This window comes from Rhizobium sp. 2YAF20, assembly GCF_052114685.1.
GTDB lineage: Bacteria > Pseudomonadota > Alphaproteobacteria > Rhizobiales > Rhizobiaceae > Rhizobium.
Genome location: NZ_JBFRFF010000009.1, coordinates 66,497 through 83,861 on the forward strand (window position 1 = coordinate 66,497; position 17,365 = coordinate 83,861).

The window sequence follows — 17,365 nt, forward strand, 5'->3', positions numbered from 1 at the left end:
AAACTGAATGTTTTCAGTCAAGGAGTGCTTTTCGGCCTATCGGGGAAGTTTGATTACCTTTCCGTTACACGCGACGGCGGTATTGCATCCGCATGAGCTGCCGCCAGCTGCCGTCCTCCGCCTGAATATGCGAGGTAAAGCTTCTGCTATTGTCGTTCTCGAAGGTGACGCGTTCCCGATAGCGCGCCGTGCGACCCTTGCTTTCCACATTGGGGCCCTCCGTCTCCAGAAGCAGCGTGCAGCCGTCATCCTCCAGCGTGCCTTCGTAGACCCACATGTAGTTGAGGATGCTGTCGATCCAGTTGCCGACATATTTTCCCTTGGACGGATCGTAGCCGAGCGTTAGCATCGTGGTTGCCGTGCCGCCGCCCGGCATCTCGCCGTGCGCTTCGGCCACGAACCAGAGGCCGTCAAGCGACCTGACGGTTTCCCGCCAGGTCGCATGTTCCGGATTGCTGGCCATGGCGTCGGCAACGATATCCCAGTTGCCGACGAGCTTTTGGAGAAAGTCGTGCTCTCTCGTTGGTTGCGCTGCTTTCATCTTCCAATCCCCCGGGGCGCCGATTGGCTAAAGTCAATGGATGTGAGCCTGCGACTTAGTTCCGTATTCGTCGTGGCGGCGAACGAAATCCATCGTCTTATCCTCGTTACGTCCCTTGGGCGCGCGATCGAGGATCATCAGGGTGCCGATCAATTCTTCCAGGCCGCGGCCGTAGCTCGAATAGGTATGGAAGACGTTGCCCGCCTCATCCTTGTAGAAGACGCTGAGGCCCGGAAGCTCGTCATGGCCTTGCGACGAGTCTATTGCCTCGTAGTTGTACATCACCTTGTCCTTGGCCAGGTCCTCCTTGCTGAAGGAGACGTGATAGTCGAAATTGAAGGAGCTTCCCGCGGACGAAACCCAAGGGAAGTGCCAGCCCATCCGCTTCTTGTAGGCATCGATCTTGGCAAGCGGTGCACGCGCAGCGACAACCAGCGTCACATCGTGATTGTTGAGATGCGGCAAGGAGCCGTCGAGGTGATCGGCCAGGAACGAGCAGCCGGGGCATCCGGCTTCCCAATCGGGGCCGAGCATGAAGTGATAGACGATCAGTTGACTGCGGCCATCGAAAAGCTGCGAAAGCGTCTTCTTGCCATTCCCGCTGTCGAAGACGTAGTTCTCCTCGACCTTGACCCAGGGCAGCGCCATGCGCTCGGCATTGACCCGATCGCGCATGTGGGTCATTTCCTTTTCCTTGGCGAGCAATGCGCGGCGGGCTTCCATCCATGCGTTGCGTGAAACGATCTGGTTCATCTTACTACGCCCTCCTCGGCGCGTTCGTTGTTCCCTATCTTGACATTTGCATTGATATCAATATTACTGGGGCATGTCAAACCCGATCCAGATTCCCTTCGCAACGACGCTGCTGGTCCGCGACAATTGCCTTTGCCTTCATGTCCAGCGCGCGGCCCGCGCACTTGCCCGCCGCTTTGACGTGGCGCTGCGTCCGCTGGGGCTGACCAACGGCCAGTTTTCACTGATGATGTCGTTGAACCGGCCCCATCCACCAGGAATGAAGCCCGTCGCCGATCTACTGGCAATGGATCAGACGACGCTGACGGCGGCGCTGAAGCCGCTGGCACGTCGCGGCTGGGTGACGATCACCCGCAATCCCGACGACAGGCGCGGCCGGCTGCTGTCGCTGACCCCCGACGGCAAGGCAATCCTCTCCGCCGCCGTCCCGATCTGGGAAAAGACCCACGCCGAAGTCGAGACCGCACTGGGCCAAGGCAATGCCGATAATCTGCGCATTGATCTGCTGGCGCTGTGCTGAGATTGGCCTGATCGGCGCAGATGACGTTGATTTTGAGAAACGGTCGCTCTATAAAGTGGTCATATATGACCTTTATAGAGGGCTAATATGTCAACTGTCAGCCTCAAGGATGCCAAGGCGGGGTTTTCGAACATGGTCGATAAAGCTGCCGCCGGTGACTTCGTGACGATCACCCGGCACGGCAGACCCGCGGCCGTGATCGTTAGCGTCTCGGCCGCCGAGGCAGCAAAGAAGGTACTTCAGAAGGAGCGCCCTAGTCTCGCAGAGTACCTGAAGAGCTTTCCCGCAGATTTTGATCTTGAGGATGATGTCTTCGCTAGGAACTCTGCACCGTCGCGAGACATTGACCTTTGAGCGGCTACCTTCTCGACACCAATGCGATTTCGATGTTCTCGCCATGGAAAGCAAACGTCTCATCGGCATTTTCCGACTGGATGGACGAATAGAAAAAGGCAAATAGCATCTATCTCTCTGCGGTGACGATCCACGAGATTGAAAAGGGCGTTCGTCTGCTTGAACACAATGGCGCAATCGCGAAGGCCAACAGCATTCATCTTTGGCTCCAAGGATTGGTCTCCGTATATGGCAACAACATTCTGCCACTTGATACCGGTGTCGCAATGGAATCCGGTAAACTCGAAGCCTTGGCGGTTGGCTCAGGATATAGGCCGGGAGCCGCCGATGCCATCATCGCAGGCACCGCGAAATTTCACGAAATGACGATCATTACACATAACCTGAAACACTTCCTTCCCTTTGAAATTGCCGTGGAAAGTCCGGACCAGATCGGCCTTTAAGAGGCTGGCGGAAGCGCTGAACAGAGCCCGCCCATCCTCCAGCCGATATCACCTCGCCCGGCGGGCCAACCTCGGGTCCCCGGCAAACTCCGCGCTTGCAAAACCAATCCGGGTTTTCGGGAATTCACAAAGCGCCTGCACGCCTGCGGCAGACAGGCGGATGCGCCATGTCTGACGCTCTACCGGCTCGCGGGCGGCAAAGCCTAAGGCGGTAAGCAGGGCAAGGTTTCGGCCGTTGTTCGGATCGCGGACGGAGCGGTAGAGGATCGCCTGGATGCCGGTTTCCCGCGCCGTATCGGCAAGCGACTGGCAGGGGCCATAGTCGAGCGGGTCGCACCAGGCATCGCGGTCTCGATCGAGCGGCGGCCGGGTGAGGTCGATGGCGGCGTTGGTAGCGATCGATGCTGCGAAGGCGGTGTATTCGGCGGCATTGCCTGGCAGCGGCGTCTCAGGCGAATCCGCGTAGAACAGCAACCGGTAGAATGCCATCTCGGCCAATGCCGTCTCAACCTTCTCTGATGCGTAGAATACGCCGAGCGTTCGCCCTGCCCGGCGAAAGCGCGAGCCATGCGGATAGACGGCGCCGTAGCGGAAAGGCGTTGCCAGGAGATAATCGAGGCCGGCGCATTCCGGCGGCAGCGACGGTTTGCTCTCGTCGAGCAATTGCTCGAGCAGCGCCTGCTCCTCGAGGCTGTCGACGAGTTTCAGGGTAGAAACCTGATGCTGCGCCTCCACCAGCCGCCAATAGCGCCCGGAGACCGCAAGCGATTCAGACGATAGCGCGGCGGGCGTCCAGATAGGCAAGAACATCGGTCAATCCGGAAATGGAGATGATCTTTTCGACCGGCGCTGCACCCAGCGCCAGGTTCCTGTTGCGCAGCCATTGCCGCGCCACCGCTTCATCGCCGCCGACAATGGCGTCGAGCGAGCGGAAAAGCCGCACGAGCAGGATGGCAAGCTCGAACGACTTGCTGCCGCGCTCCAGGTTCAGATCCTGCCGCTTCATTCGCGACACCGTCGCCTCCGAGACGCCGATGACCGCCGCAAGCGTGCGGGCGCTGAGGCCAAGCCTGTCCGCCGCATTGACCGCCGCCTTGGTTATGACGGCCGCCTCCTGTGCGCCGGGTCGCTCAGTTGGTTGCATGAGTGCCATCAGAACTCCTTTCTTCAGCAAAAATATAGCATAAAAATTGCAGAAGAAAAGGTATCGCGATGAATTTCGGTATGCAGGAGTAGATCGCGTGTGCCGTTTTCGCAAAGCCTGGGGTTGTCCTGATGCGAACGGTCCGGCATATTGGTCACGTTACGCAACGCCTGCCCAAAACGCCCGCCCACGGAGAGCGAAATGAGAAACTTTGTGTCCAGTCAGAAAGGAGCCGTTTATCAACAGGACATGAAGCTTTATGAACTTCCAATTTCCCTGGGCAAGGACGCATGCAGATGCGCGCCGTAGCCATCATCTAGAGAAACCGCCGCAAAATCCAGCTGCTCAAGCGTCGCGACCAGACCGTCGCGGGCGTCAGTCATTCGTCACCGCGCGGAAATTCCTGTCTTACTATCGACCGCATCTGCCCCTGCTCGCGGCCGATATTGCCTGCGCCGTGCTCGTGGCAGTGACCGCGCTGGCGCTGCCGCTTTGTGCCAACTACGCAACCCGGAGCCTTCTCGACGTCGCCGACATGTCGCAGGTCATCTGGAAAATCTACATCATGGGCGCCCTGATGCTTGGCATGCTGGCCGTGCAGGCGTTGGCCATCTTCTTCGTCGATTACCAGGGACACGTCATGGGCACCAGGATCGAGGCCACTGTCCGCAGGGAGTTGTTCGAGCACTGCCAGAAACTGTCGTTCAGTTTCTACGATCGTCATCGGACTGGGCAATTGATGAGCAGGATCACCAACGACAGCCTTTGGCTCGGCGAACTCTTCCACCATGGCCCGGAGGACCTTGTCATAGCGTTGCTGAAATTCGGTGGCGCCATGCTCGTCCTTGCCTTCATCGATCCGCTGCTGACAGTCTTCATCGCCGGGCTCACGCCATTTGCTGTGGTCTACGCGCTGTATTTCAGCCGCCGCATCAAGCTTGCCTCCCAAAGAGCCAAGGAACAGATCGCCAGCGTCAACGAAAGGGTCGAAGACTCATTGGCCGGCATAAGGGTTGTCCAGTCCTTTGCAAATGAAGAACTGGAAGCCGTGCGCTTTGGCGAAGAGAATGTTCGGTTTGTCGAGAGCCGGAAGGACGGCTACCGCGGCGAGGCCTATTTTTCGGTGGGAATGACCACCTTTGCCCAATTGGTGACCGTGACGGTGATTGTCGTCGGTGCCCTTCGGGTTCTCAGCGCCAAACTCGGCATCGCCGATCTGCTGACCTTTCTCCTCTGCGTCGGGGTGCTGGTCGATCCTGTTCAGCGCCTTGCCAATTTCGTCAGGCTTTGGCAGGACGGCTATACTGGCTTCACGCGCACCATGGAGTTGCTGGCCATTGCCGCGGATATAGAGGATAGCTCTGATGCCGTCGATCTCGGCCATGTGGCAGGCGCGATAAGTTTTCGCGACGTCTGCTTTCGCTATGAAGACGACGGGCCGCATGTTCTGAACAATCTGTCGCTCGACATCGAGCCGGGGGAGTTCGTCGCGCTGGTCGGCCCTTCTGGCGTCGGCAAGAGCACCCTCTGCGCCCTCGTTCCGCGCTTTTACGACACGACGTCAGGCGCAATCCTGATCGACGGCAAGGCCACGCGAGACGTCACGCTGGCCTCGCTGCGCCGCAGTGTCGGCGTCGTGCAGCAGGACGTCTATCTGTTCGCGGGCACCGTCGCCGACAATCTTCGCTACGGACGGCCGGATGCGTCGGACGAGGAGATCGTCGCAGCGGCACAGGCTGCCAATGCCCATGATTTCATCTCGTGCCTGCCCAACGGCTATCAGACCGATATCGGGCAGCGCGGAGTGAAGCTGTCCGGCGGGCAGAAACAGCGGCTGACCATCGCCCGGGCATTCCTCAAGAACCCCCAGATACTGATCTTCGACGAGGCGACAAGCGCGCTCGACAACGAGAGCGAGCGGGCCGTGCAGCAGGCCCTCGGCAAGCTCGCCAGGGGTCGAACCACGATCGTCATCGCACATCGCCTCTCGACGGTGCGCAATGCCGACCGTATCGTCGTGCTGACGGAGGAGGGGATCGGCGAAGAGGGAGGTCACGACGAGCTCATCGCAGCCGACGGGCTATATGCCGCTCTCCATAAGGTGCAAGCCAGCATCTGACTTTCTTCCTCCCCCATCAAGGCAGGGGAATCGCATATAGGAGACGGATTGGCGGTTGCACGCTCCAGCCCTCATGATGAGGAGGTCCGAAGGGCCGTCTCGAACCACGAGGGGTGGCCCCGAGGCCGCTTGCCTGCACGAAACCAAACACATCGGCGCAATCGCCCTCGTCCTTTGAGGCAATTCTTCGAATTGCACCCCAGGATAAGGGCTCGCCGTCTCAGCGCCGGTCCCGGCTGCTCTTCATATGCGATTCCCCTGCCATAAGGGGGGTGTTCGATGCCGCGCCGACCCACTCAAGGGATCGTGAATATGCTCATTTCGTCCGTCATGCCGCGAAGGGTGACGTTATGGGATATCGGCTTCAGCCCGCGTTCCGTCAGGAATGCGGAGGCGCGGGGATCATCGAGCACGGAGCCGGTGGCGAAGATTTCGCGCGAGGTCGCCAGATGCTGGACGCGCGAAGCAATGTTCACGGTCTGCCCGAAATAGTCCTGCCGCTCGTTGAGGCTGACGGCGATGCAGGGGCCCTCATGGATGCCGATTTTCAGGAGCAGGTCCTCGTTGCCGCGTTCTTGGTTGAGCGTGCGCATCGCATCACGCATCCGCATCGCCGCAATCAATGCCCGGTCGGGCGTCGGGAAAGTGGCCATGACGGCATCGCCGATCGTCTTGACGACGGCACCGGCCTCGGCGCTGACAATGTCGTTGAGAATGCTGAAATGCGTCTTGACCAGGTCGAACGCCGCAAGGTCGCCGACCCTGTCGTAGAGCTCGGTCGAGCCGCGCAGGTCCGTGAACAGGAAGGTGAGGCTGGTGATTTTCAGCCGCTGGTCGACGTCGATCGCGTCCGTGCGATAGATATCGCGGAATGTCTGGTTGGAGAGGACTCGCTTGGCGGTCAGGAATGAGCGGCGGCGCCCAAGCAGCTCGTGAAGCGCATCGTTGGCAATGCAGACCGACGGCAAGGTGCGAACGTCGGCATGGTTTTCCATCTGGATGCGCAGCGGACCCGGGCGCAGGGTCAGCGTCTCGGCATGGCGATGCGTCCGGTCATAGACGAGCGAAAGGCTTTGGCGCTCCTTCGTCGGCTCGCCCTTCACCTCAAGGAATTGCGCCGAATGTGTCACCGGCTCGAAGACGATGACGAACGCCTCCGGCAGCTGCAGCGACATGACGGCCTTCTCTCCAGCCGGAAGTTCGAGCGACTCGAGGATGAACTCGTCGACTTTCGCCCCATAGTCCTCTTCCGACTCCGGCAGGTCGACGCCCGAGCTCCAGTAGATCTGACGGAAATATTCCATTGGGGAGAGTTCGTGCGGATTGTGGGCGGCGATGCGGCGCAAACGCGGATCGACCGTGAACGTCACCTCGACCATCTCGTCGAGCGTCGGCTCATAGCCTGCTGCGCAAAGCGAGCAGGTGTATTCATCGCTCTGCACCGTCTTTAGCGAGGTATTGGCGTCGAGTACCCCGCCGCAGCCGGGGCAAAGGACGTTCCAAGACATATCGAACAGGCCGAGGCGGGACGCATGCAGGAAGCCGTTGATCGCCTGTTCTTCGTCGACGCCGTTCTCGGCGGCAAAGGCGAGCGCATTGACACGGCAAAGCTTGCGGTCCGGCGCCTCGTGGACCAGCCGCTCGAGAGCATCGACGAAATCCGGCTGCACCGTTTGGCGCAGCACTCCAAATAGGGATTGAGCTTCAGCCATAACTGCATTTTATACTCAATTCGACCCGCGTCCAGCAGATCAATTGAGCTACGGCACTCAATGCCGTTGCGCCATGAATTGCAGCGCGGCATGGATCTGCGCCACGACGGCCGCTCCTTCACCGACTGCCGCCGCCACCCGCTTGGTCGATGCCGCGCGCACGTCGCCGATTGCAAACAGGTTCGGCACGCTTGTCTCAAGCGGAAGCGCCGGGCGGGTACAGGCCGCGGCATCGCCCCGGAATGGTTGCCCGGTCAGCACGAAACCATTGCTATCGGTGTCGGCATGCTTGCCGATCCACACGGCGTTGGGGTCCGCGCCGATGAACAGGAACATGTGGCGAAGCGGGAAACGCCGCTCCTCGCCGGTCGTTCGGTCGCGCAAGACCGCCGCCGCGAGCCCGCCGATCCTGTCGCCCTCGAGTGCAACCACCTCGCAGCTGGTATGGATCTCGACATTCGGAAGGGCGGAAATCCGCTCGATGAGATAACGCGACATGGTTTCCTCCAGCGCACGCCGCACGATCAGCCGCAAGCGCTTGACCTGCGGCGCCAGGAAGACCACTGCCTGCCCGGCGGAATTGCCGCCGCCGATCAGCGCGATCTCCTCGCCTTCGCAGAGCTTTGCTTCGATCGACGACGCCCAGTATGAGACGCCCGCGCCCTCGAACATCTCGATATTGGCGATGTCAGGGCGCCGATAGCGCGCGCCGGAGGCGACGATGACGGTCAACGCCTCGACGGCACCACCGTTGGCAAGCTTCAGGGTGTGAAACTGTGGCTCCGAGCCCGGCGAAGCCGGCACGAGATCAAGGACTTGCAGCGGAAGGGCGATCTCGGCGCCGAATTTCAGGGCCTGGTTGAAGGCGCGTCCTGCCAGCGCCTGACCGGAAATTCCGGTCGGGAATCCAAGGTAGTTTTCGATCCGCGCCGATGCGCCCGCCTGTCCGCCGACCGAGCGCTCGTCGAGGACGATGACGCTCAAACCCTCCGACGCGGCATAGACGGCAGCGGCCAGTCCGGCCGGCCCGGCCCCGACGATCGCCACGTCATAGATCACATCCGACCTCAGCTCCGGCGTCATGCCGAGGCAAAGCGCTGCCTCGATATCGCTGGGGTTTCTAAGGACCGTTCCGTTCGGGCAGACCATCAGCGGCAGCTCGGCGGGCAGGACGCCGAGCCGCTCGATCAACGCGTGTCCTTCCTCGTCCGATGAGCCGTCAAGGATGATGTGGGGATAGGCGCTGCGGCTGAGAAACCCTTGCAGGCGGGTCAAGGCCGGACTGCCCGGCACGCCAATCAGCACGGAGCCTGCGCCGCCGGCATTGATCAAAGCAACCCGGCGAAGGATGAACGCCCGCATGATGATCTCGCCGACATCGGCCGAACCGATGACCAACGCCCGGATATGGGCGCCGTCAAAGGGGAGGAGGGTACAGCCGTCAGGACCCGCCCTACCGCGAACGAGCGAAGGACGGCCGGAAAGCTGATTGACTTCGCCCGTGAACTGGCCGGAATGATGGGTCGTGACATAGGCCTCGTGCGACAACCCCTCATGGCGAAACACATCGAGCGACCCCGCAAGCACCAGCCATGCCGGTGCGGTCCTGTCGCCGATCTCAAACACGGCTTCTCCAGCCTCGAAGCTGCGCGCCTCTCCACTGGAAAATCGCTTTGCCGTCTCCGCCTGATGAGCGGTCAGAACCGGAAACATCTGGTAGTCACGCGAGCCGAGATCTGCCATTGGGTCCTCCGAAGTCAGTAGTAGCGCGGTATCGGGCCGCGTTGCGCCGTTTGATCGGGCAACTCGACGAAAACCTCGTCGACAAAGCACCAGCCCCATCCTTCCGGCGGATCGTAGCCTTCGATAACAGGATGTTGCGTTGCATAAAAATGCTCGGTCGCGTGCTGGCCGGGCGATTGATCGCAGCAGCCGACATGCCCGCATTCACGGCAGACGCGAAGATGAAACCATTTCTGGCCGGTCGCCAGGCATTCCTCGCAACCAAGGGTGCGAGGCGTCACCGACCGGATCGTTCCCTCATGGCTACAGCCCGACATCATCAGCCTCCATCTCCAGTGCATCACCAGAATAGGCCAAGCCACAGCAGCGACAAGGCTGGAAGCTAAATTAGTGACGTTCGAATATCAGGCCGGCGCTTCATTCCGCTCAAAGGCTCTTGAACACGAGGCATATGCCTCCGGCTTTGCGGATGGTGAGGCAAGTCGAGGTTGCCTCTGCCCGCGTCTGCCGCCCGATCCTTGCCGAATAGCGCGGGCGAAAGCCGAAGTCGCGGTCGCGCTGGCGAATGATGAGCGGCTGTTCGTTCTTGAGAGGTGCTGGAAGCCGAGCGATGGCATCGGCAAATAAGGACCTTGCGATATCGTTGCGTGGGGCCGCCGCCAGCTGAACGCCCCAGGGCGCCCAGACGCCTTCCGCCTGCTCGATCGGCGCGCCGAGCCGCCGACTGCTTGCCAGCGAAACGCAGGCGTCGACAAACGGCTTGTTTCGGCTGAGGAGCGGCAGCGGCAGATCACTTTCCGGAGATTGCCATTCTTCCACCGTGTGGCCGGTGATCCCGAGCACGTAGCTTCGCGTCTCATAGGGGAGCGCGCCGGACGTCAGGAAATCGGAAAGGCGCTGCTCGCCGGCATTATAGGCAGCTGCCGCGAGACCGAGATTGCCGAAGCGGCCCCTCAATTCATCGAGATATTTCGCCGAGGCGCTGAGCGCTTCGAGCACGTCGAGACTGTTGGCAAGGCCCCTGAGCTCTGCTGTGCCTGGCATGAACTGCGCAATCCCGCGTGCCCCTTTCGGGCTGATGGCATCGGCGCGAAACCGGCTCTCCCGCCATATCAAACGCGCCAGATAGTCTGCCGGCAGCCGATTGGCGAGCGCGAAATGTTCGATGGCGACGCAAAGGTCATGGTTGAAATCATCCGCCTTGATGCAGAGCGTCTCTCCCGGAACAAATTCCGACGCGCTCGAATAAAGACAGGCGGGAGCGGCATCAGGCTGTTGCGCAAGGGCGACGGAAGATCCGAAGACAAGGGAGGCCAGCAAGACCGCCGCCGGCGCGTCTGTTGAAAGTCGGCAAAGCCGCCGAAAAACCGATATCGTCAACATCTCCCGCAGCCGTCTCCCGATCGAGCCCGCCGTGCCGATATAGCAGTTGCCGGCCAAGGCACGCAATCTGGTCGTGAGTTGGCGACAAGAGGCCTTCGTGCGGGAGGGCAATTGCATATGGGCGGCGGACTGGCAGCTGCACACTCAAGCCCTCTTTGGTGAGAAGGCCTGCAGGGCCGTCTCGAACCGCAAGGGCTGGCCCCGGGGCCGGTTGGCGGCGGACATCGGAGCAAGCGCCCCCGTTTTCGAGGCAATTCTTCGAATTGCACCTCAAGATGAGGGCTCGACGTCTCGGCCCCGGCGCTCTTCATAAGCGGGCGGAGAAAACTGGGCGAGGGCTTTTTCGTCGCCCTTCCTACCGCTTCAGGCTCCCCAATATCCCCCGCACCAAGGCTCGTCCCACCTGGCTGGCAACCGTCCGCGCGACGCTTTTCAGCGCCGCCTCGACGATGGTCTCGCGCTGATAGCCGGAGCGCCCGCTCGGCTTTGACTGGTCATTGTCCTTGTCCGAACCGAAGCCGGGGAGGGTCCATCCTCCGCTGGCATTGTCGTTGTCGGCGGGTTGGGCCGGCGGATGCTGCTTGTCCTCGTTCTGATCGCTCGCCTTACGGGCGCGGGCGACCAGCATTTCGTAAGCCGACTCGCGGTCGACATCCACGTCGTAGAGGCCGGCAACGGGGCTGTTGGCGATGATCTTCTGCCGCTCCTCGTCGGTGACCGGCCCGACCCGGCCGGACGGCGGGCGGATCAGCGTGCGCTCGACGATCGACGGCGCCCCCTTGCCTTCGAGTGTCGAGACCAGCGCTTCGCCGGTGACCAGGTTACTGATGACGGTGGCGCAATCGAAATCGGGGTTCGGGCGGAATGTATCGGCTGCCGTCTTCACGGCCTGCTGCTCGCGCGGCGTATAGGCGCGCAGCGCATGCTGGACCCGGTTGCCGAGCTGGGCGAGCACGGTATCCGGCACGTCAAGTGGGTTCTGCGTCACGAAATAGACGCCGACGCCCTTGGAGCGGATCAATCGCACAACCTGTTCGACGCGCTGGATCAGCACCTTCGGCGCGTCGTCGAAAAGCAGATGTGCCTCGTCGAAGAAGAATACCAGCTTCGGCTGATCCGGGTCGCCGATCTCGGGCAGGTCCTCGAAAAGCTCTGACAGCAGCCAGAGCAGGAATGTTGCGTAAAGCCGCGGGTTCATCATCAGCTTGTCGGCGGCAAGTACCGAGATCTGCCCGTAGCCGTTCTGGCTGGTGCGCATGATGTCGGAAATCTTCATCGCCGGCTCACCGAAGAAGTGGACCGCACCCTGTTGTTCCAACACAAGCAAGCCGCGCTGAATCGACCCGACCGACGATTTGGAGATCAGCCCGAACTGGTTGGAAAGCTCCGAGGCGTTCTCGCCCATGTAGTTCAGCAGCGCCTGAAAATCCTTGAGATCGAGCAGCGGCAACCCGCCCTGATCGGCGATCTTGAACGCGATGTTGATGACGCCTTCCTGAGCCTCCGAGGCGTCCATCAGCCGCGACAGAAGCAGCGGACCCATCTCGGCGATGGTCGTGCGGACGCGGTGGCCCTTCTCGCCGTAGACATCCCAGAAGATGACTGGGAACTGCTCGAATTCATAGGGCGAAAGGCCCACTTCCTCGGCCCGCTTGGCGAGGAAATCCTTCGGCTCGCCCTTGGCAGCGATGCCGGAGAGATCACCCTTGATGTCGGCGCAGAAGACCGGCACGCCGGCCTTGGAGAAACCCTCTGCCAGAACCTGCAGCGTCACCGTCTTGCCGGTCCCCGTCGCGCCGGTGACCAGCCCGTGGCGGTTGCCGAACTTGAGCGCCAGATATTCCGGCTTGTTGATGCTGTCGTCCGGCTTGCGGCTCGCCCCAAGGAAAATCTGTCCGTCCTGCTCAGTCAATTTTCGTCTCCCATGGAACCGGCGCTGCAATCGTTACGGTTGCCCCGTCGGCATTCATCCAAATGTCCTGAACTCGTTATAGGCAGGGACTTGCAGACGGACAACCTTCGGAGCAAGTTTAAACGACCGGCGGCAGCTTGAGTTGCATACGCAACTCAAATACGTTGACACCAACGTCAGATAGAGAGCGGAGAATGACATGAACGAAATCGTAGACCAGATTGCGGCCAAGGCCGGCATCGCCCCTGACGTCGCCGAAAAGGCAGTCGGCATGATCCTCGGCTTCCTGCAGCGAGAGGCGCCCGATGGCCCCGTTGCAAAGATGATCCAGTCCATTCCCGGCGCCTCCGACCTGGTGGCCCAGTATAACGGCGCTGAAAGCTCCAGCGGCGGCGGCATCCTTGGCAGTCTGATGAGCGCGGTCGGCGCCGGCGGCGGTGTCATGGCCCTCGGCCAGCAATTGATGAGCAGCGGTCTCGGCATGGGCGAAATCACCACGATCGCCAAGGAAACCATCGCCGTCGCCCGCCAGCACGCCGGCGACCAGGTCGTCGACGAGGTCGTCGGCTCGATCCCGGGCTTGAGCCAGTTTATTTGATGGGCTGCGTCACGCCCCTCACCACCAGGGCAGGGCGGCGTGGCAGGATGAAAGTTTCACCCTCCCTTTGATGGGGGAGGGTCGGCACAAAGTGCCGGGGTGAGGTGATCCCTTGTGACATCCAACGGTCACCCCCACCCGTAGCTACGCTGCGACCTCCCCCATCAAGGGAAAGGTCGAGGGCCAAACCACCGCGAGGCGAAGGGGCAAGAGAACGACGGCGCCTCCTAGTAGCGGAATGTGGAACTCGTTTTGAGACGGGCGGCAAGCGGCCTTCTTTTCCTTACCCCTTCACCGCCACCATGAATATTCGCGGAAACCGCAACAGCACCCGGCCGTCCGACATCTCGGGATAGGCCTTCTTGAGGCGCTCCAGGTAGGCGGCGGCAAAAGCGTCGCGGTGTTCCGGGCCGGCGTGGTCGAGATAGGGGCGCAGGCCGGTGCCCTTGACCCATTCGACGATGGCCGCAGCACTTTCCAGCGGATGATTATAGGCGGTGTGCCAGATGTCGATGCGGGCGGATTTGGCGATCAGGCTGTTGTAATAGACTGACGGTGCGGGCAGGGGTTTGCGGCGCACGCCCTGTCTTGCAAAGGCTTCCCGCCAGGGGCCGTCATGGGCGGTTTCCTCCATCAGGAGGTGGCTGGGTTCGTTGACGTTGTCAGGCATCTGCACAGCGAGGACGCCGCCGGGTGCAAGTCCGTCCATCAGCCCGGCGAGGATCTCGATGTGGTTGGGCAGCCATTGGAAGACGGCATTGGCAAAGAGAAGATCGGCCGGTTCGCTTGGCTGCCAGGTGGAAAGGTCGGCCTCGACGAAAGGCGTCGCCGGCAACCTCTTGCGCGCCGCTTCCAGCATATCCATGTCGCTGTCCAGGCCGGAAACGCCGTGAGCGCCGAAGCGTTCGACAATCAGCTCGGTCGAGTTGCCGGGACCGCAGCCGAGGTCGATCGCATGAAGGGCGCTTTCGAGTGGCACTTGTGCCAGAAGGTCGCGCGCCGGGCGCGTCCGTTCGTCTTCGAACTTGACATACTGGCTGGCAGACCATGCCATCGGGCGGCTCCTTTGTTAGATCGCCTCTTCTATACGCCTGATCTTCACCTTGTCGATATTGCGTCCGTCGAGCTGGACGATTTCGAAGGAGAGGTCGCCGGATTGAAGCTGCTCACCCTCCTGGGGCAAATGGCCGAGCCGCCAGAGAATGAAGCCGGCAAGCGTCGAGTAGCGGTCGGCATCGTCGACGAGATCGGCGTTGACGAGCCGCGAAGCGCGGCGAATGTCGATCCAGCCGTCTACGGTCAGCGATCCGTCGTTGGCCTTCTCGATCGTCAGCCGTTCATCGTCCTCATCGGGAAACTCGCCGGCGATCGCCTCGAGCAGATCCGTTGTCGTCACCATGCCTTCGATCTCGCCATATTCGTCGAGAATGATGGCAACTGCCTGGTTCGAGTGCCTGAGCTGCTCCATCAGCTTCAGTGCCGTGATGCTCTCATGGACGACCAGCGGCTGGCGGATCGAGCGTTCTGGATTGATTGCGCCTTCCTTCAGGATGTCGCGCATCAGGTCGCGGGCGCTGGCGACGCCGATGAAGTTGTCGAGACTGCCGCGGGCGACCGGAAAGCGGGAGTGGCCGACCTCTAGGATATGGTGCTGCAACTCGGCGCCCGGTTTGTCCAGGTCGAGCCAGTCAATATCGATGCGGGGTGTCATGATCGAGCGCGCCGAGCGATCAGCAAGCGTCAGCACACCTTGGATCATGTCCTTCTCCTCGGTCGAGAACACCTCCTCCTCGGTCGCATGTTCGGCAATGTGATCCGCCGTCTGGCCGAGCGTGCCCTGCGGACGCCTGCCGCCGAGAAGGCCGAGCACGGCATCGGCGGTGCGCTCGCGGATGTTGCTCGGGGTGATCAGCCGCTCCTTATTGTGGCGGGCAAGCTGGTTCAGCGATTCGATGACGACGGAGAAGCCGATCGCGGCGTAGAGATAGCCCTTGGGGATATGGAAGCCGAAGCCTTCTATGATGAGCGAGAAGCCGATCATCATCAGGAAGCCGAGGCAGAGAATGACGACCGTCGGATGCTTGGCGACGAAGGCGGTCAGCGGTCTGGACAGAAGCAGCATGAAGCCGACGGCGATGACGACTGCGATCATCATGACCGGCAGCTGCTGCACCATGCCGACCGCCGTGATGACGCTGTCAAGCGAGAAGATCGCGTCGAGCACGACGATCTGCACGATCACCTGCCAGAAAACGGCATGAACCAGCTTCTTCTGCTTCTCGTCATCGTGACCCTCCAGCCGCTCATGCAGCTCCATCGTGCCCTTGAAGAGTAGGAAGACGCCGCCGATGATGAGGATGATGTCACGCCCGGAAAAGCCGGAATCCATCAGGGTGAACAACGGGCTGGTCAGCGTCACCACCCAGGCGATAGATGCAAGCAGCGCCAGCCGGATGAAGAGCGCCAGCGCAAGCCCGATCAGCCGTGCCTTGTCGCGCTGGTGCGGCGGCAGCTTGTCTGCAAGGATTGCGATGAACACGAGATTGTCGATACCAAGCACGATCTCGAGGACGATCAAAGTCGCTAGTCCAACCCAGACGGAAGGGTCGGAAATCCAGTCGAAAATCATAGCTCAGTGACTGCGGCCGCAGTCATCCCAGACCGGCCGCTCCCCTGTTTGAAAATGCAATATGGGTCTCGGCTGCAGCGAAGCGTGGCTAGGTGCGGCGCCTGCGATATGTCGGGAATTCCATGTCCGAGATAGCGCAGACGTATCTGTCCGGCGCCAGTCGCTCCAGACCGTCTACAATGATCCGCGCCGTCATCGGCCGGAGTATCCCGGTCGCGGCGGGCAGTTGTGGCGCTGGAAGAGTCACTGTCGGGCATGCGCGCAATTTGGAGACGAAGACGCGATTGCGCAAGAGGGAAACGCGAAAAGCTTGCAGGGGAGCGGGCGTGATAGCTTCGTTCGTAAAGGAATGAACAGTGGAGCGTGTCGCTCATTGTTGACGAGTGTACGCATAAGCGTACACGCAAAGCGGGCATACTTCGGAATTGATATCCATTTTGGTTTTTAGAGGTCTTCTTTGAGGAGGTGAAGGTAATGTGGAGTTTGAATGGGATGCGAGTAAGCGCAGACAGGTAACGGAAAAACACGGCATAGACATTCCTTCATGCCGCTCAAATATTCGAAAACCCCGTTTTGACCAAAGCCGACAAAAGAATGGATTATGGGCAAGAGCGATGGATTTCGCTGGGCGTCATCAAAAACGAATGCTTCATCGTCGTGCATACAAAGAGAAAGGATGTGACACGGCTTATTGCGGGCATGGGAGGGAGGTCGGGTTGAATATCACCAATATCAAGCGAGCATCGCTCGAAGACATCAAGAAGATGACAGCGGAAGGTAAGGTCTTGCGTCCGACGACGACACCTGTGGCCGAGGAATTGCCCGACGATTTCTGGGCCGCCGCCGTTGTGGTCGAGCCGAAAGCCGTAAAATCGGTGCACCTAAAGATCGACGCCGAATTTTTCGACTTTTCCAAGCGCCGGGGAAAAGGCCATCTCACCCACATGCAGGACGTACTGAAAGCCTACGTACGGGCAAAGAGCCGGTAGCGCGGCGTAAGCACCAGCTCTCAACATTCCGTTAAGCCGCGAGTATGCGGATTCCAAAAGCACCTGCCGCAACGATGACCTGCTCGGCGGCTTCATCCTTGGGTGTTCCGGCAACGGGTTTGGCGGTGTCGGCAGCTTCGAAATAGAGGGCCATTTCCCTGTCGACGATCGCCGCGAATACAGCAGGAGCATGGCCTGGATTGCGGTAGCCGTGGGGAACATGCTCCGGGATGGTGACGATATCGCCGGCGACTGCGGTGACCTCCGTAAGTCCGCCATCCGTCATGCGCTGGATCGTCAGGCTGCCTTCGATGATGCGGAAAACCTCGGGGCTCGCATGGCTGTGGAGGGGCGTGCCGGCACTTGGCGGAACCGTGACGTCGAAGATATTGAGCCAGGTGCCTTCGAGGCGAGCCCGGCGTTCCACATGGTCGGCAAGCACGAAGGAGGCCTTCGCAGCCGTTGCCTTGGTGGCGGTGTTCGAGTTGGACATCATGTCGCTTTCTTGTTTTTCTTCTTAAGGGC

Annotated in this window: 18 protein-coding genes; 6 read left to right on the forward strand and 12 right to left on the reverse strand. The window is 60.8% G+C overall.

Annotated features, from left to right (window positions below):
• Positions 1-64: 64 nt before the first annotated feature.
• Both AB4Z52_RS13975 and AB4Z52_RS13980 read right to left on the reverse strand, forming a co-directional pair.
• Entirely contained in the window at positions 65-541 is a 477-nt protein-coding gene (locus tag AB4Z52_RS13975; protein ID WP_442218524.1) for a DUF1579 domain-containing protein, read from the reverse strand.
• A 33-nt stretch (positions 542-574) separates the two neighbouring features.
• Positions 575-1,294, reverse strand: a complete 720-nt coding sequence (locus tag AB4Z52_RS13980) for a DUF899 domain-containing protein (RefSeq protein ID WP_442218525.1) — start codon at positions 1,292-1,294, stop codon at positions 575-577.
• A gap of 73 nt (positions 1,295-1,367) precedes the next feature.
• Between AB4Z52_RS13980 and AB4Z52_RS13985 the strand changes: the two genes are divergently transcribed.
• The 3 genes from AB4Z52_RS13985 (at position 1,368) to AB4Z52_RS13995 (ending at position 2,611) form a co-directional block, all read left to right on the forward strand.
• The gene (locus tag AB4Z52_RS13985; RefSeq protein WP_442218526.1) at positions 1,368-1,814 is read left to right on the forward strand and encodes a MarR family winged helix-turn-helix transcriptional regulator; all 447 of its coding nucleotides are present in this window, start codon (positions 1,368-1,370) and stop codon (positions 1,812-1,814) included.
• Between the two features lie 87 nt (positions 1,815-1,901).
• Positions 1,902-2,168, forward strand: a complete 267-nt coding sequence (locus AB4Z52_RS13990) for a type II toxin-antitoxin system Phd/YefM family antitoxin (RefSeq protein WP_442218527.1) — start codon at positions 1,902-1,904, stop codon at positions 2,166-2,168.
• Between the two features lie 107 nt (positions 2,169-2,275).
• Complete coding sequence (locus AB4Z52_RS13995; protein ID WP_442218632.1) at positions 2,276-2,611, forward strand: PIN domain-containing protein; 336 nt, start codon at positions 2,276-2,278, stop codon at positions 2,609-2,611.
• 48 nt (positions 2,612-2,659) lie between these two features.
• Here AB4Z52_RS13995 and AB4Z52_RS14000 read toward each other — a convergent pair whose 3' ends face one another.
• Complete coding sequence (locus AB4Z52_RS14000) at positions 2,660-3,421, reverse strand: RES family NAD+ phosphorylase (protein ID WP_442218528.1); 762 nt, start codon at positions 3,419-3,421, stop codon at positions 2,660-2,662.
• Positions 3,381-3,764 carry an antitoxin Xre-like helix-turn-helix domain-containing protein gene (locus AB4Z52_RS14005; RefSeq protein WP_442218529.1) on the reverse strand — a complete coding sequence of 128 codons (384 nt, stop codon included), beginning with the start codon at positions 3,762-3,764 and terminating at the stop codon, positions 3,381-3,383. Before AB4Z52_RS14005 ends, AB4Z52_RS14000 begins: the two co-directional genes overlap by 41 nt.
• Positions 3,765-4,014: 250 nt before the next feature.
• On the opposite strand from AB4Z52_RS14005, the gene AB4Z52_RS14010 reads away from it, so the two are divergent.
• Positions 4,015-5,874: an ABC transporter ATP-binding protein gene (locus AB4Z52_RS14010; protein ID WP_442218530.1), complete on the forward strand. Its 1,860-nt coding sequence runs from the start codon at positions 4,015-4,017 to the stop codon at positions 5,872-5,874.
• 296 nt (positions 5,875-6,170) lie between these two features.
• Here the strand turns inward: AB4Z52_RS14010 and AB4Z52_RS14015 are convergent, their stop codons facing one another.
• From AB4Z52_RS14015 to AB4Z52_RS14035, 5 genes are all read right to left on the reverse strand, one after another.
• A complete protein-coding gene (locus AB4Z52_RS14015) occupies positions 6,171-7,586 on the reverse strand; it encodes an adenylate/guanylate cyclase domain-containing protein (RefSeq protein ID WP_442218531.1) in 1,416 nt (471 codons plus the stop codon).
• A gap of 57 nt (positions 7,587-7,643) precedes the next feature.
• A complete protein-coding gene (locus AB4Z52_RS14020; protein WP_442218532.1) occupies positions 7,644-9,329 on the reverse strand; it encodes an FAD-dependent oxidoreductase in 1,686 nt (561 codons plus the stop codon).
• Between the two features lie 14 nt (positions 9,330-9,343).
• Positions 9,344-9,646: a UBP-type zinc finger domain-containing protein gene (locus AB4Z52_RS14025; RefSeq protein WP_442218533.1), complete on the reverse strand. Its 303-nt coding sequence runs from the start codon at positions 9,644-9,646 to the stop codon at positions 9,344-9,346.
• Between the two features lie 109 nt (positions 9,647-9,755).
• A complete protein-coding gene (locus AB4Z52_RS14030) occupies positions 9,756-10,712 on the reverse strand; it encodes a lytic transglycosylase domain-containing protein (RefSeq protein ID WP_442218534.1) in 957 nt (318 codons plus the stop codon).
• A gap of 355 nt (positions 10,713-11,067) precedes the next feature.
• Positions 11,068-12,624 (reverse strand): helicase HerA-like C-terminal domain-containing protein, encoded by a 1,557-nt coding sequence (locus AB4Z52_RS14035; protein ID WP_442218535.1) that lies wholly within the window; start codon positions 12,622-12,624, stop codon positions 11,068-11,070.
• Positions 12,625-12,823: 199 nt separating this feature from the next.
• Here AB4Z52_RS14035 and AB4Z52_RS14040 point away from each other — a divergent pair, with 199 nt between their 5' ends.
• Positions 12,824-13,222 carry a hypothetical protein gene (locus AB4Z52_RS14040; protein ID WP_442218536.1) on the forward strand — a complete coding sequence of 133 codons (399 nt, stop codon included), beginning with the start codon at positions 12,824-12,826 and terminating at the stop codon, positions 13,220-13,222.
• Between the two features lie 283 nt (positions 13,223-13,505).
• Here the strand turns inward: AB4Z52_RS14040 and tam are convergent, their stop codons facing one another.
• Together tam and AB4Z52_RS14050 are read right to left on the reverse strand one after the other, a co-directional pair.
• On the reverse strand, positions 13,506-14,276 hold the full coding sequence (tam, locus tag AB4Z52_RS14045) for a trans-aconitate 2-methyltransferase (RefSeq protein ID WP_442218537.1): 771 nt from the start codon (positions 14,274-14,276) through the stop codon (positions 13,506-13,508).
• A 15-nt stretch (positions 14,277-14,291) separates the two neighbouring features.
• Positions 14,292-15,851, reverse strand: coding sequence for a TerC family protein (locus AB4Z52_RS14050; protein WP_442218538.1), 1,560 nt, complete (start codon positions 15,849-15,851; stop codon positions 14,292-14,294).
• A gap of 476 nt (positions 15,852-16,327) precedes the next feature.
• Here AB4Z52_RS14050 and AB4Z52_RS14055 point away from each other — a divergent pair, with 476 nt between their 5' ends.
• Entirely contained in the window at positions 16,328-16,840 is a 513-nt protein-coding gene (locus AB4Z52_RS14055) for a hypothetical protein (RefSeq protein ID WP_442218539.1), read from the forward strand.
• Positions 16,841-16,871: 31 nt separating this feature from the next.
• On the opposite strand, the gene AB4Z52_RS14060 is transcribed toward AB4Z52_RS14055, so the two are convergent.
• The gene (locus AB4Z52_RS14060; RefSeq protein ID WP_442218540.1) at positions 16,872-17,336 is read right to left on the reverse strand and encodes a cupin domain-containing protein; all 465 of its coding nucleotides are present in this window, start codon (positions 17,334-17,336) and stop codon (positions 16,872-16,874) included.
• Positions 17,337-17,365 lie beyond the last annotated feature (29 nt).

What these genes read in the sequence shown, in the direction of transcription:
- AB4Z52_RS13975 (WP_442218524.1), bottom strand. Translation starts at nt 541, where the DNA reads ATGAAAGCAGCGCAACCAACGAGAGAGCACGACTTTCTCCAAAAGCTC.
- AB4Z52_RS13980 (WP_442218525.1), bottom strand. Translation starts at nt 1,294, where the DNA reads ATGAACCAGATCGTTTCACGCAACGCATGGATGGAAGCCCGCCGCGCA.
- AB4Z52_RS13985 (WP_442218526.1), top strand. Translation starts at nt 1,368, where the DNA reads ATGTCAAACCCGATCCAGATTCCCTTCGCAACGACGCTGCTGGTCCGC.
- AB4Z52_RS13990 (WP_442218527.1), top strand. Translation starts at nt 1,902, where the DNA reads ATGTCAACTGTCAGCCTCAAGGATGCCAAGGCGGGGTTTTCGAACATG.
- AB4Z52_RS14000 (WP_442218528.1), bottom strand. Translation starts at nt 3,421, where the DNA reads ATGTTCTTGCCTATCTGGACGCCCGCCGCGCTATCGTCTGAATCGCTT.
- AB4Z52_RS14005 (WP_442218529.1), bottom strand. Translation starts at nt 3,764, where the DNA reads ATGGCACTCATGCAACCAACTGAGCGACCCGGCGCACAGGAGGCGGCC.
- AB4Z52_RS14010 (WP_442218530.1), top strand. Translation starts at nt 4,015, where the DNA reads ATGAACTTCCAATTTCCCTGGGCAAGGACGCATGCAGATGCGCGCCGT.
- AB4Z52_RS14015 (WP_442218531.1), bottom strand. Translation starts at nt 7,586, where the DNA reads ATGGCTGAAGCTCAATCCCTATTTGGAGTGCTGCGCCAAACGGTGCAG.
- AB4Z52_RS14020 (WP_442218532.1), bottom strand. Translation starts at nt 9,329, where the DNA reads ATGGCAGATCTCGGCTCGCGTGACTACCAGATGTTTCCGGTTCTGACC.
- AB4Z52_RS14025 (WP_442218533.1), bottom strand. Translation starts at nt 9,646, where the DNA reads ATGTCGGGCTGTAGCCATGAGGGAACGATCCGGTCGGTGACGCCTCGC.
- AB4Z52_RS14030 (WP_442218534.1), bottom strand. Translation starts at nt 10,712, where the DNA reads ATGTTGACGATATCGGTTTTTCGGCGGCTTTGCCGACTTTCAACAGAC.
- AB4Z52_RS14040 (WP_442218536.1), top strand. Translation starts at nt 12,824, where the DNA reads ATGAACGAAATCGTAGACCAGATTGCGGCCAAGGCCGGCATCGCCCCT.
- tam (WP_442218537.1), bottom strand. Translation starts at nt 14,276, where the DNA reads ATGGCATGGTCTGCCAGCCAGTATGTCAAGTTCGAAGACGAACGGACG.
- AB4Z52_RS14050 (WP_442218538.1), bottom strand. Translation starts at nt 15,851, where the DNA reads ATGATTTTCGACTGGATTTCCGACCCTTCCGTCTGGGTTGGACTAGCG.
- AB4Z52_RS14060 (WP_442218540.1), bottom strand. Translation starts at nt 17,336, where the DNA reads ATGATGTCCAACTCGAACACCGCCACCAAGGCAACGGCTGCGAAGGCC.